This window comes from Variovorax sp. N23 (assembly GCF_025486315.1).
Lineage (GTDB): Bacteria > Pseudomonadota > Gammaproteobacteria > Burkholderiales > Burkholderiaceae_C > Variovorax.
The window spans coordinates 301,761-314,599 of the sequence record NZ_JAOOPY010000001.1; the positions used below are offsets into that span (position 1 = coordinate 301,761).

12 protein-coding genes are annotated in these 12,839 nt (G+C 70.3%); 11 read left to right on the forward strand and 1 reads right to left on the reverse strand.

The window, feature by feature from the left end:
• The 6 genes from N8A90_RS01425 (at position 1) to N8A90_RS01450 (ending at position 7,241) form a co-directional block, all read left to right on the forward strand.
• The gene (locus N8A90_RS01425; RefSeq protein ID WP_262072853.1) at positions 1 to 1,230 is read left to right on the forward strand and encodes a DUF1566 domain-containing protein; all 1,230 of its coding nucleotides are present in this window, start codon (positions 1 to 3) and stop codon (positions 1,228 to 1,230) included.
• A gap of 12 nt (positions 1,231 to 1,242) precedes the next feature.
• Positions 1,243 to 2,145 carry a LysR family transcriptional regulator gene (locus tag N8A90_RS01430; protein WP_262072854.1) on the forward strand — a complete coding sequence of 301 codons (903 nt, stop codon included), beginning with the start codon at positions 1,243 to 1,245 and terminating at the stop codon, positions 2,143 to 2,145.
• A gap of 25 nt (positions 2,146 to 2,170) precedes the next feature.
• Positions 2,171 to 2,527: a hypothetical protein gene (locus N8A90_RS01435; RefSeq protein ID WP_262072855.1), complete on the forward strand. Its 357-nt coding sequence runs from the start codon at positions 2,171 to 2,173 to the stop codon at positions 2,525 to 2,527.
• 96 nt (positions 2,528 to 2,623) lie between these two features.
• A complete protein-coding gene (locus tag N8A90_RS01440; protein ID WP_410087615.1) occupies positions 2,624 to 4,957 on the forward strand; it encodes a TonB-dependent receptor in 2,334 nt (777 codons plus the stop codon).
• Positions 4,958 to 4,982: 25 nt separating this feature from the next.
• On the forward strand, positions 4,983 to 5,861 hold the full coding sequence (locus tag N8A90_RS01445) for a copper chaperone PCu(A)C (protein ID WP_262072856.1): 879 nt from the start codon (positions 4,983 to 4,985) through the stop codon (positions 5,859 to 5,861).
• A gap of 87 nt (positions 5,862 to 5,948) precedes the next feature.
• Positions 5,949 to 7,241, forward strand: a complete 1,293-nt coding sequence (locus tag N8A90_RS01450; RefSeq protein WP_262072857.1) for a LysR family transcriptional regulator — start codon at positions 5,949 to 5,951, stop codon at positions 7,239 to 7,241.
• A gap of 4 nt (positions 7,242 to 7,245) precedes the next feature.
• On the opposite strand, the gene N8A90_RS01455 is transcribed toward N8A90_RS01450, so the two are convergent.
• Positions 7,246 to 8,466, reverse strand: a complete 1,221-nt coding sequence (locus N8A90_RS01455; RefSeq protein WP_262072858.1) for a D-amino acid dehydrogenase — start codon at positions 8,464 to 8,466, stop codon at positions 7,246 to 7,248.
• 344 nt (positions 8,467 to 8,810) lie between these two features.
• On the opposite strand from N8A90_RS01455, the gene N8A90_RS01460 reads away from it, so the two are divergent.
• The 5 genes from N8A90_RS01460 (at position 8,811) to N8A90_RS01480 (ending at position 12,782) form a co-directional block, all read left to right on the forward strand.
• Positions 8,811 to 9,689 (forward strand): transporter substrate-binding domain-containing protein, encoded by an 879-nt coding sequence (locus N8A90_RS01460; RefSeq protein ID WP_262072859.1) that lies wholly within the window; start codon positions 8,811 to 8,813, stop codon positions 9,687 to 9,689.
• Between the two features lie 14 nt (positions 9,690 to 9,703).
• Entirely contained in the window at positions 9,704 to 10,474 is a 771-nt protein-coding gene (locus N8A90_RS01465; protein ID WP_262072860.1) for an aspartate/glutamate racemase family protein, read from the forward strand.
• Positions 10,475 to 10,543: 69 nt separating this feature from the next.
• Entirely contained in the window at positions 10,544 to 11,455 is a 912-nt protein-coding gene (locus N8A90_RS01470) for a dienelactone hydrolase family protein (protein ID WP_262072861.1), read from the forward strand.
• A gap of 108 nt (positions 11,456 to 11,563) precedes the next feature.
• A complete protein-coding gene (locus N8A90_RS01475) occupies positions 11,564 to 12,424 on the forward strand; it encodes a ZIP family metal transporter (protein WP_262072862.1) in 861 nt (286 codons plus the stop codon).
• Between the two features lie 118 nt (positions 12,425 to 12,542).
• The gene (locus N8A90_RS01480; protein WP_262072863.1) at positions 12,543 to 12,782 is read left to right on the forward strand and encodes a hypothetical protein; all 240 of its coding nucleotides are present in this window, start codon (positions 12,543 to 12,545) and stop codon (positions 12,780 to 12,782) included.
• The last annotated feature ends 57 nt before the right edge of the window (positions 12,783 to 12,839 follow it).

Genomic DNA, 12,839 nt, shown 5'->3' on the forward strand with positions numbered 1-12,839 from the left:
ATGCGGACCATTGCCCTGGCGGCCGTTTTGATGGGGTGGGCCGCGGCGCCTGCGGTTGCGCAGCCCACGGCGGTCAAGGTGCCGCCCACCGGCGTGCGCATGTGCCTGGGCTTCCAGAAGGACGGCTGGCCGGCGCCCCAGGCCTGCGCCGACGCCGGGCCGCTGGCGCTGGTTCCCAAGCAGGATGGCCTGCAGGGCGCGGGCCGGCCGGCCTACGAGGCCGTGGCGGGACAGCCGCGGACCGCCTGCGTGCGCGACCGGGTGTCCGGCCTCGTCTGGGAAGGCAAGCCCGACAGCGGCAAGCAGCCCTGGCCCCTGCTGCACGACGGCGCCGAACGCGCCCCTCGTTTCGACATGGATGCCTACGGGCCGCAGAACGAGCCCGTGCCCGGCAGCCGCGGCCACAGCGAGGCCTATTCCCTGCACGGCGACGGCCGACCGGGCGACGCCATCGCCTATGTGGCGCAGGTGAACGCGAGCCGGCTGTGCGGCTTCACCGACTGGCGCCTGCCGACGGTGGCCGAACTGCATGGTTTGATCGACCTGGGCAAGGAGCGGTTGTCCGATGTGAGTCCGGCGCTGCCGTTGGCCGAACAGGCGGTCATCGACGCGCGGTGGTTCCCGAACACCGTACCGGGGGTGTACGCGACGTCGGAATGGCGCGACCCGACGAGCGTCTGGTGCGTCAACTTCGCGAATGGCTTCGTCTACGACTGCGACCCCGACATGGCGCGCAAGCCGTTGCCGCTCTTCGTTCGTCTCGTGCGGGGCCCGGAAGCGCCGCCGGCCGGTCGCTGGCGCGAATGGCCCAATGAACGGGGCGTGCCCGGCGGCGCGGTGGAGGACCGCCACACCGGCCTGGTGTGGCGCCGCTGCGAGGAGCCGCAGACCTGGAACGGCCGCCGCTGCATGTGGAGTGCCAAGCGCTACGACTACGTCGAGGCCTTGCAGCGCGCCAGCGAGCAAGCTGGCTGGCGTCTGCCCACCATCAAGGAAATCAACAGCCTCGCGCAGCGCGAGCCCGATCGCTTCGAGCTTCCCCCATCGAACTTCCCGGCGGGGGGCAAGGAAGCGCCGCGCGTGGACCACTGGTCGTCCACCGTGTGCGGTGCGAGTCCGGCGACATCGACGGCCCGGGCATCGATCAGCGCGTGGGTGTTGAGCGACAGCGGCATGATCTACTGTGAGGCACGCGTCAGGCATCTCGGTGTCCGCCTCGTGCGCGAATGAGGGCTCCGCACCATGCGCCTGCGCCATATCGAAGTCTTCAACGCCATCATGCTCACCGGCAGCGTGAGCGCGGCGGCGCGGCTCATCAACATCACGCAGCCGGCCGTGAGCCGCACGCTGCAGCATGCGGAGCTGCAGCTGGGCTTTCCGCTGTTCGCGCGCACCAAGGGCCGGCTCACGCCGACCACCGAGGCGCTCACGCTGTACCCGCACATCGAGCGGCTCTTCGCGCAGCTCGACGAGGTGCAGCGGCTCGCGACCAACCTGCGTTCCTCCGGGGTGGCCGGCGAGCTGCGCATCCTCACCGTGCTGGCGCTCAGCTACGAGGTGCTGCCGCGCGCGCTCAAGGCCTTCCGCGAGAAGCATCCGGGCGTGGCCGTCATCGTCGAGTCGCTGCACTCGCCGCAGATCATGTCGGCGCTGCTGTCGCAGCAGGCCGACGTGGGCTTCGCCTTCAGCCCGGCGGTGCACCCGTCGCTGATGCAGGAGTCGCTGGCCGACAGCTGCATGGTGTGCATCGCACCCAGGGGCATGCTGCCGCGCGCGCTGGTGCGCAACGGTTCGGTGGCGCTGCACGACCTGGTCGACGTGCCGGTGGTCGGCCTCGACGGACGCGACCCGGTGGGCACCAGCCTGAGCCAGGCCTGTCGGCAGGCGGGCGTGGGCTTCCACCGCGCGGTGGTCACCGTGCAGACCTATCACGCGGCGCTCGCGATGGCGCACCACGGCCTCGGCGTGGCGCTGGTCGACGGCTGCACCGCCGCTTCGGCCGACCGCGCGAAGGTCGACGTGCTGGCGCTGGAGCCGCACATCCCGGTGCCGGTGCGCGCCCTGCGGCTGGCGGGCCGGCCCGATTCGGTGGCGGTGCGCGCGATCACGCAGGCGATGCGGGACGCCATCGAAGCGATGGCCTGAGCGCCTGCCCTCATAATTCCGCCCCATGTCCACCCTGCGCCACCTCGCCGTCCTGCACCGCTGCGTGCTGGCGTGGTTCCTGTTGTCGCTGGGCGTGGCGGTGGCCGCGCCGGTGGTGCATCCGCAGGCGATGGAACTGGTGTGCTCCGCGGCTGGCGCGATCAAGGTGATCGTGCAGACCGACGACGGTGCGCAGGAACTGGCCCCCAGCCACATGGACTGCCCGCTGTGCATGCTGACCGGCGCACCGCCGGCCACGGTGCACTTCACGCTGCCGACCCCGCTGCCGCTCGCACGGGCGGTGCAGTCGATTCCCGCGGCGCGCATCGCCGCCGCCACGGCCGCGCCATTGCCGGCGCGCGGGCCGCCTTCTCTCCTCTGACCCTGCATTCGACGGTGTAGCGCGACCCCGCACAGACGGGCGTTGCTGCGCACCTTTCGCATCGAGGCGGCACCGTGCGTGCCGAGGAGAGTCTTCTTGAAGAAACGTGTTCTTTCGCTGGCGCTCGGCGCCGCATTTCCGTGGCTGGCCCTGGCCCAGTCGTCCGCAGTCACCGAGTCCCCGGCCGGCACCGACAGCGCGCCCGAGCGCAGCCGCTCGCTCGGCGTGGTCACCGTCACCGGCGGGCAGCCGACCTCGCTGCCGACACAGATCCCGACCACCATTGAAGGCGTGACGCGCGAGGAGATCGAGACGCGCATCAACGCCACCGATAGCGAGGATGCGCTGAAGTACCTGCCCAGCCTGCTGGTGCGCAAGCGCTACATCGGCGACTACAACCACGCCATCCTGTCGACGCGCGCCTCGGGCACCGGCAACAGCGCGCGTTCGGCGGTGTATGCCGACGGCATCCTGCTGTCGAACTACCTGGGCAACGGCATCGCCAACGGCACCAACTTCGCGCCGCGCTGGGGCCTGGTGACGCCGGAGGAGATCGAACGGGTCGACGTGATGTACGGGCCGTTCTCCGCCGCGTACCCGGGCAACTCGGCCGGCGCCGTGGTCGACTTCGTCACGCGCATGCCGACGCAGCTGGAAGCCCATGTGAAGGCCGGCTATTCGTCGCAGCCCAACGACCTGTACAGCACCAACCGCACCTTCAACAGCTGGCAGACCAGCGCATCGCTGGGCAGCAAGAGCGGCGACTGGTCGTGGTGGATCGACCTGAACCGCACCGACAGCCGCGGCCAGCCGCTGACCTTCGCGACGGCCACCGTGGCCTCGGGCACGCCCGGTTCGGCCGGCGTGCCGGTGACGGGCGCCGTGCGCGGGCTGAACACCACCAACACGCCCTGGTACATCCTCGGCACCGGCACGCAGTACCACACGGTGCAGGACCACGCAAAGCTCAAGCTGGCCTACGACCTCACGCCGACCGTGCGCGCGACCTACACGCTCGGCGTGTGGCAGAACAGCTCGGAAGGGCGCTCGGAGAGCTACCTGAAGAACGCGGCTGGCGCGCCGGTCTACAGCGGCCCGGTCAACATCGACGGCCGCAGCTACAACCTCGCGTCCACCGCCTTTCCGCTGACCAACGACGCGCAGACGCACGTCATGCACGGCCTGTCGGTCAAGAGCCACACCAAGGGCGAGTGGGACTGGGAGCTGGCCGCGAGCCTGTACGACTACGCCAAGGACCAGCAGCGCGCCGCCACCACCCCGCTGCCGCTGGCCGCCGTCGGCGGCGCCGGCACGCTGCAGGACCAGGACGGCACCGGCTGGAACACGCTGGCCGCCAAGGGCACCTGGCGGCCGCAGGGTGTGGGCGGTGCGCACATCGTCGACTTCGGCATCGGCCGCGACGCCTACAAGCTCGCCATCCGCAAGACCAACCTCGCCGGCACCTGGCTCGACGGCACGCCTTCGACACTGGTGAGCGACGTCGGTGGCCGCAGCGAGACCGCCAACCTGTGGCTGCAGGACGCGTGGTCCTTCGCGCCGAAGTGGAAGGCGGTGCTCGGCCTGCGCTACGAGGACTGGCGCGCCAGCGACGGCCATACGTCGACGGCGGCCAGCACGCTGCGCTACGCCGACCGCAGCGAATCCGATTTTTCGCCGAAGGCCGCGCTGGCCTACCAGCTCGCCAGCGCCACGGTGCTGAAGGGCTCGGTCGGCCGCTCGGTGCGCTACCCGACCGTCGGCGAGCTGTACGGTGCGACCTCGGGCGGCGCGCTGTCCTTCATCAACGACCCGACGCTGAAGCCGGAGAAGTCGTGGACCGGCGAGCTCTCGCTCGAGCAGGACCTGGGCAACGGCCTGGCCCGCGCCACGCTGTTCCACGAGACGACGAAGGACGCGCTGTTCAGCCAGCTCATTCCCAACTCGACGGTCTCGCGTGTGCAGAACGTCGACAAGGTGCGCACCAACGGCATCGAGCTGGCCTACACCGGCCAGAACGTCGTGCAGAACCTGGGGCTGCGCGGCATCGACCTGGGCGCCAGCCTGACCTACGCCGACTCGAAGACCGTCGCCAACGCCGCCTTCCCGGCCAGCGTGGGGAAGTGGCAGCCGCGCGTGCCGCGCTGGCGCTCCACCGTCTACGCCACCTACAGGCCCGACGCGCAATGGGCCTTCACCGTGGCGGCGCGCTACAGCGGCCGGCAGTACTCGAACCTCGACAACAGCGACGTGAACGCCGACGCCTACTTCGGCGCCAGCAAGTACTTCACCGTCGACCTGCGCGTGCGCTACCAGATCGACAAGCAGTGGTCGGCCGCCTTCGGCATCGACAACGCGAACAACGCGCAGTACTGGAACTTCCACCCCTATCCGCAGCGCACCTACACGGCCGAGCTGCGCTTCGACCTCTGAACCCGATCACCTGTAAGGAACACCCATGACCCACCGTACATCCATCCTCCCGCGCCTCGCGCTCGTCGCGCTGTTCGCCAGCACCGCCGCCGGCGCCCACGTCACCTTGCCGCCCGGCGGCGCGGCGGCCGGCAGCGACTACGAGGCGGCCTTCCGTGTCGGCCATGCCTGCAAGGACGCCCAGGCCACCACCGGCATCACCGTGCGACTGCCGGAAGGCTTCCGGCTGAGCGAGGCGCAGGCGCGCAAGGGCTGGACCTTGAGCACCAACCCGCGCGAAGTGGCGTGGAAGGCCGAGTCGCCCGCGAGCGCGCTGCCGGGCAGCGAGCGCACCGAATTCATCGTGCGCGGCAGGCTCACCGGCACGCCGGGCCCGCTGTACTTCAAGGTGCTGCAGACCTGCGACCAGGGCAGCGCCGACTGGGCACAGCTGCCCGGCGCCGGTGCCGACAAGCCGGCCTTCCCGGCGGCGCGCCTCGACGTGCTTGCACCGGGCGTCGCTGCGGTCGACGTGCGCGATGCGTGGGTGCGCCAGACCGTGCCCGGGCAGAGCGGCACCGGCGCCTTCATGAAGCTCAATGCGCCCTCGGGCGCGCGGCTGGTCGGCGTCTCGACGCCGGTGGCGGGGGTGGCCGAAGTCCACGAGATGAAGATGGAGGGCGACACCATGCGCATGCGTGCGCTGAACGGCGGCCTGGCCCTGCCGGCGCGCCAGACGGTCGAGCTCAAGCCCGGCGGCTACCACGTGATGCTGATGGACCTGAAGCAGGCGCTGCCCAAGGGCGCGACGGTGCCGATGACGCTGCGCTTCGAGGATGCGAAGGGCGCGGCGGGCACGCTCGACGTGCAGGTGCCGGTCGGCATGCCGGCCGGTGCCGCGGCCTCGGCCGGTCACGCGCACTGAAAGGCGCACCGAGACGCGCCGGCGCCTTCCCTGAATCGGGGTTTTCCGGGGAGGCGCTGCGGCGGACTTGGGAGGAGAGTCCGCCTTGTGAACGAATCCGTCGCGCCCCACCAGGTGATCGACCGCTGGGACAGCGCGGCGCTTGGCATCAACCTGCGCCAGCTGCAGGCCTTTTCGGCCGTGGCGGCTGCCGGCAGCATCGCGCGGGCGGCCGAGGGGCTGTTGCGCGTGCCCTCCGCGGTGACCCGCTCGGTGCTGCAACTGGAGGGCGCGCTCGGCCGGCCGCTGTTCGATCGCGGCTCGCGCGGCGTCACGCTCAATGCCTCTGGCGAGCTGGTGCTGGTGCGCGCGCGCCGCATCGAGCGCGAGTTCGAGGAGGCGCGCACGCACCTCGTCGCGCGCGGCTGCATCGACAGCACGGTGGACCCGAAGTCGCTCTTCACGTCCATCCTGAACGGGCGCCGCCTCGCCGTCATCGCCAGCCTGTCGGAGAAGCGCAACATGCCCTCGGTGGCGCGCGATTTCGGCATCACGCAGCCGGCCATCAGCGTGGCGCTGAAGGACCTGGAGCATGGCCTGGGTGCGGCGCTCTTCGAACGCAGGGCGGGTGGGCTCGTGCCCACGGTGGCCGGCCTCATCGTGGCCTTCCACTTCAAGCGCGTGCTGGCCGAAGTGCGGCACATCGTGCCGGACATCGCGGCCAGCGACGGCACCCTGCAGGGCAGCGTGCATGTCGGTGCACTGCCGCCGGGCTGCACGCAGATCCTGCCGATGGCCATCGCGGCGCTGCTCGCACGGCATCCGCGGCTGCACATCGCCACGGTCGAGAGCCCGTACGACGCGCTGGCCGCCTCGCTGCGCAACGGCGACATCGACTTCATGCTGGGTGCGCTGCGCGCCGAAGACGACGCGGTCAACCTGGAGCAGCAGCTGCTGTTCGAAGACCACCTCAGCGTCATCGCCCGGGCCGGGCATCCGCTGGCGCGCGCGCGGCCGATCGACGTCGACCTGCTGCGTGCGGCGATGTGGGTGCTGCCGCGTCAGGGCTCGCCGTCGCGCGAGATGTTCGAGCGCTTCTTCTCGCAAGCCGACGAGCGGCCGCCGATCCCCGCGGTCGAGACCGGCGACCTCGCGTTGCTGCGCGGGCTGCTGCTCGAAAGCGACATGCTGACCGCCATCTCGGCCCACGCGTTGCGCCACGAGATCCGCGACGGCCGCCTGGTCGTGCTGGACTTTCCGCTCGCGCACACGCACCACCGCATCGGTCTGACGCAGCGGCTGGGCGCGTTGCCGTCGCCCGGCGCGCGGGCGCTCATGCAGGAGATCGAGGCGGTGGTCGCGCGCTGCGCCGACATCCGGCCGGCGCCGAAGGCGCGCTGAGCGCTCAGTCGGTCAGCGCGTTCAAGGCGTCGCCCACCCGGGCGGCCGAGCCGAAGGCCAGCGTGAAGCCCAGGGCGCCATGGCCGGTGTTGAACACCACGTTGCGGGCGGTTCCCGGGCGGTGGCCGATGATCGGCAACCCGGTGGGCGTGGCCGGACGCATGCCGGTCCAGGGGTGCAGGTCGTCGTAGCGCTCGAGTTGCGGAAAGACCGCGCGCGTGGCCTCCACCAGCGTCTCGATGCGGCCCGGCGGAATGCCTGCGTCGTGGCCGACCAGCTCGGCCATGCCGGCGATGCGCAGCCGCGCGCCGATGCGGGCGAACACCACCTTGCGTGCGCTGTCGGTCACGCTCACGCGCGGCGCGGCACCGGGCGCCTCGTCGACGTCGAGCGTGATGCTGTAGCCCTTGAGCGGATAGACCGGCACCGAGGTGCCCAGCTTGCGCCCGATGCGGTGCGACGCGGTGCCCAGCGCGACGACGAAGGCGTCGGCTTCCACCGGCTCGCCGTCGGTGCGCAGCGCCGCCACGCGGCCCTGGCGCTCGTCGAAGCCGCGCACCTCGGTGCCGAGCACGAAGCGCACGCCGCGCGCGCGCAGCGCACGCTCGAGTTCGAGGCAGACCTTGAGGCAGTCCGCCGCGCATTCGCTGGGCGTGTGCACCGCGCCGGCGATGCGCTCGCGGTAGCCGGCCAGCGCCGGCTCGAGCGCGATGCACTCGTCGGCGCTCACCACCTGCTGCACGCTGCCCATGGTGTGTTGCAACGCAACCTGCCGCCGTGCGGCCTCGACGGCTTCTGTGCTCTGGTAGAGCACCAGCTTGCCGGTGGCGGAGAAGTCGCAGTCGGGCGCGATGTCGGCGCGCATCGCCTCGAAGGCGACCCGGCTCGATGCCGCGAGCGCCAACAGCGCCGCCGTGCTCTCGCGCGAGGTCTGCGGGTTGCAGGCCGCGAGGAACTCGATGCCCCAGCGCCATTGCAGCGGGTCGAGTTGCGGCCGCAGCTTCAGCGGCGAGTCGGCCGCCAGCAGCAGCTTGGGCAGTTGCCGCCAGATGGACGGATCGGCCAGCGGCTGCACATACGAATAGCTCAGCTGCGCGCCGTTGCCGCCGCTCGCGCCGGCACCGGGCGTCGCCTTGTCGACCACGGTCACCTGGTGGCCTTCGCGTTGAAGGTGCCAGGCCGTCGCAAGGCCCACGATGCCGGCCCCGAGCACACACACGTGCATGAAACACTCCAGAAATAAAACTCACCCCCGATGCGCCTGCGGCGCCTCCCCCTCAAGGGGGCGCACCCGGCGGCCTGGCAGAGCCAGTTCCGCGGGTGCTCTGGCATCCGGCCACGTGTGGCGCGCAGCGCAACGGATCACTGATATGCGCCGACTCTAGACCCGCGACCCGGCCGCGTGAAATGCCGAAACAGCGGTCGGCCATAGCCGCAGGGCATGGCCTGCGGCACGCATAACTTTTGAACATGACCCTTGGCGCAAAAGGAATGATGGACTTCGGCGAACAAGTTTTTACACTGGCCCTTCCGTCATTTCCCTGTCACTTCCTTGCCGAAAGGGCTCGCATGAAACTCTCCGTACTGATGGCCGCCGTGCTGCTGACCGCCACCGGCGCCCAGGCTGCCGACACGCTGGCCAAGGTCGCCTCGTCGAACAAGATCACGATGGCGTACCGCGAATCGTCCGTGCCCTTCAGCTACCTCGATGGCCCGAGCAAGCCCATCGGCTTCTCGGTCGAGCTGTCGAATGCCATCGTGGCGGAAGTGAAGAAGAAGCTGAACAAGCCGAACCTCGAGGTGGCGTGGATGGCCGTCACCTCGCAGAACCGCATCCCGCTGCTGTCGAACGGCACGATCGACGTGGAATGCGGCTCGACCACCAACAACACCGCGCGCGCCAAGGACGTGGCCTTCGCCATCAACCACTTCTACACCGGCACCCGCCTGCTGGTGAAGAAAACCTCGGGCATCAAGAACTACGCCGACCTCAAGGGCAAGCAGGTGGCCATCACCACCGGCACGACCAACATGCTGGTGGTGCGCAAGTACAACGAGGAAAAGAAGCTCGACATCGACATCCTCTCGGCCAAGGACCATGCCGACGCGCTGCTGCTGGTCGAGAGCGACCGCGCCGCGGCCTTCGCGATGGACGACATCCTGCTGTACGGCCTGCGCTCCAACTCCAAGAACCCGGCCGCGCTCGAAGTGGTGGGCGACGCGCTGCAGGTCGAGCCCTATGCCTGCATGCTGCCCAAGGACGACCCGCAGTTCAAGGCGCTGGTCGACGGCGTGATCACCGGGATGATGAAGTCGGGCGAGTTCGAGAAGCTCTACAACAAGTGGTTCCTCGGCCCGATCCCGCCCAAGGGCCTGCCCATCGGCCTGCCGATGAGCCAGGAGCTCAAGGACAACATCAAGACCCCGTCGGACAAGCCGGCGACTTGATCGGGAACGCACGCATGACGCAGGTGGTCGGCATCCTGGGTGGCATGGGCCCCGCGGCGGGCGCCGACTTCGTGCGGCTGTTCGTCGACGCGTGCGCGCAGCACATGCGCGCGGCTGGCGAGCCGGTGCGCGACCAGGCCTTTCCCGAGCACTGGCTGGCGCAGGTGCCGGTGCCTGACCGCACCGGCGCGCTCGAGCGTTCGGGCGAGGGCGCGCACCAGCCGCTCGAGCCGATGCTGCAGGCGCTCGGCCGGCTGGCCGCGCTGGGCAGCCGTGCCGTCGCCATCGCCTGCAACACGGCGCACGCCTGGCATGCGACGCTGCAGCAGCGTTTTCCGCAGATCGAGCTGCTGCATGTGGCGCGCGAAGTCGCAGCGCACCTGGCGGCGCAGGGCCAGACGCAGGTGGCGCTGATGGCGACCGAAGGCACCTACCGCGTGCGCCTCTACGAAGAGGCACTGGCCGATGCCGGCCTCGAATGCCATCTGCCGCTGCCGGCCGAACGCGCGCTGGTGATGCGCGGCATCTACGACGGCGTGAAGGCCGGCGACCTGCACCTGGCCGAGGCCTGTTTCTCCGAGGTCGCGCTGGCGCTGTCGCGGCGCCACGGCGACGTCGCCATCGTCATGGGCTGCACCGAGGTACCGCTGGGCCTGCAGGGCAGCGTGGCGACGCAGGGGCTGACGCTGGTCGACCCGGCGCGTGTGCTGGCCGGCGCGCTGGCGAACCGCGCCTACGCGGGGTCATCCCCTCACGGCACGTCGGGTTTCACCGGAATCGCCTAGATTGCGGCGTGCGTCCGTCCGGGCGCGCACCTTCCCGCAACCCTCCCGGCCGATTTCACAGGAGCGCCCATGCCTTCTCACGACGATTCCCGAACGGACCTGCAAGCCGATTTCGATTCGCTGCGCCCCGGCGAGAGCACCTCGCAGGGCGCCACGCGCCGCACCGCGCTGAAGGCCGCGCTCGGCGCCGGCTATGCCGCGGCCACGTTGCCGGTCGCCGCGCAGACCGCGATCTCGACGTCGACCGACGGCCTGCAGGCCGGCCCGATCAAGTACCCCGTCAACGGCTTCCAGGTGCCGGCCTATGCGGCGGCGCCTTCGGGCAGGACCGGTCTGCCGGTGGTGCTCGTCATCCAGGAGATCTTCGGGGTGCACGAGTACATCGCCGACGTCTGCCGCCGCTTCGCCAAGCTGGGCTACCTGGCCATCGCGCCCGAGCTGTACGCCCGCCAGGGCGACCCGCGCAACTACACCGAGATCCCGAAGCTGATGAGCGAGGTGGTGTCGAAGGTGCCCGATGCGCAGGTCATGGCCGACCTCGACGGCGCGCTGCAGTATGCGGCGGCCCACGGCGGCGACATCGCCAAGGCCGGCATCACCGGCTTCTGCTGGGGCGGCCGCATCGTCTGGCTGTACGCGGCCACGGGCAAGGTCAAGGCGGGCGTGGCCTGGTATGGCCGGCTCGTCGGCCAGCCCAGCGAGCTCACGCCCAGGCACCCGGTCGACGTCGCCGCGCAGCTCAAGGCGCCGGTGCTCGGCCTCTATGGCGGCAAGGACCAGGGTATCCCTCTTGACACGGTTGATAAGATGAAATCCGCCCTGGCCAGCGGAACCGACGCGGCCAAGGCATCGCAATTCGTCGTGTACCCCGATGCGGGTCATGCGTTCCATGCCGACTACCGGCCGAGCTACCTCCAGGAGGCGGCCGACGACGGTTGGCGCCGGGCCCAGGCCTGGTTCAAGACGCACGGCGTCGCTTAACCCTCGGCACGGCGTCGCCTAGCCGGAGGGCGGGGCGGCACCCGCCTCGCGCACGACGAACAGCCGCCCTTCGGGGCGGTTTTTGTTGGGGCACTGGAAAAAGCGTTTATGAACCTGTTGATCATCCTCGCGGCCACGCTGGTCGCCGGCATCGGAAGCGTGTGGGTCGCGGCCTTGCTGATGCGCGTGGGCGTGCGCAACAACGGCGGCGTCAATGCGCAGCACCTGTTGAGCCTGGCGGCCGGCGCGCTGCTCGCCACCGCCTTCATGCACCTGCTGCCCGAGGCCTTCGAGAGCGGCATCGAACCGTCCTGGCTGTTCGGCACGCTGCTGTTCGGCGTGGTCTTCTTCTTCCTGCTCGACAAGGCCGAGCTGTGGCACCACGGGCACGAGCACCATGCCGACGCGCACGGGCACGATCATGACCACGCGCACGGCCATGCCCACGCCCCGCGCACCGGCGGCTGGGCGGTGCTCACCGGCGACAGCGTGCACTGCTTCGGCGACGGCATCCTGATCGCGTCCGCTTTCGTCGCCGACATCCGGCTCGGGCTGGTGGCCGCGCTGGCGGTGCTGGCGCACGAGGTGCCGCATCACATCGGCGATCTGGTCGTGCTGCGCCAGACCTCGTCCAACTCGAAGATCGCGCTGGTGAAGGTGTCGCTGGCCGGCACCATGACCGCGCTCGGCGGCCTGGTGGGCTGGTGGCTGGTCGATCAGCTGCACGGCTGGCTGCCGTACTTCCTGGTGCTGGCGAGCAGCAGCTTCGTCTACGTGGCGCTGGCCGACCTGATTCCCCAGTTGCAGAAGCAGCTGCCGGCGCGGCAGACCTTCGCGCAGATTGCCTGGCTGGCCGTCGGCATCGCGCTGGTCACGTTGGTGAGCCGGCTCGCGCATGGCGAGCACGACCACGGGAACGACGCGCCTGGCGCGGTGCACAACGAAGAAGGCCCGGACCACAGGCATTGAGGCGGTCTTGCGGCACCTCGAAGGCCCCTTCCGACATCGGGGCGGCTTCCCGGCTGTTGCGTCGCCGGCCGTTGAGGCGCAGCATCGTGGCTACCGACTTCTTGCACGGAACCCGACCATGACTGCAGCCCGCCCTCCGCGCCCCAGTGCCCCACCGCCGATCACCGACACGGAAGACGTCGATGACGACCTGAGCGCCGACGGTTTCGATTCGGCCGACGCCGATGACGCCGACAGCGAAGGCCCGGACCTGCTGGCCGAGGAGACCGGCATCGACCTCACCGACGCGAGCGAACTCGACGCCGACAACGTGCCCGCCGACGAAGAGCACGACCGCGTGTTCCAGGCGCCGGATTGAGGCCCAGGCCTGGTCCGCGGCGTCGCCGCGTGTCGACTTGCAGTGCGCAGCGAGCGC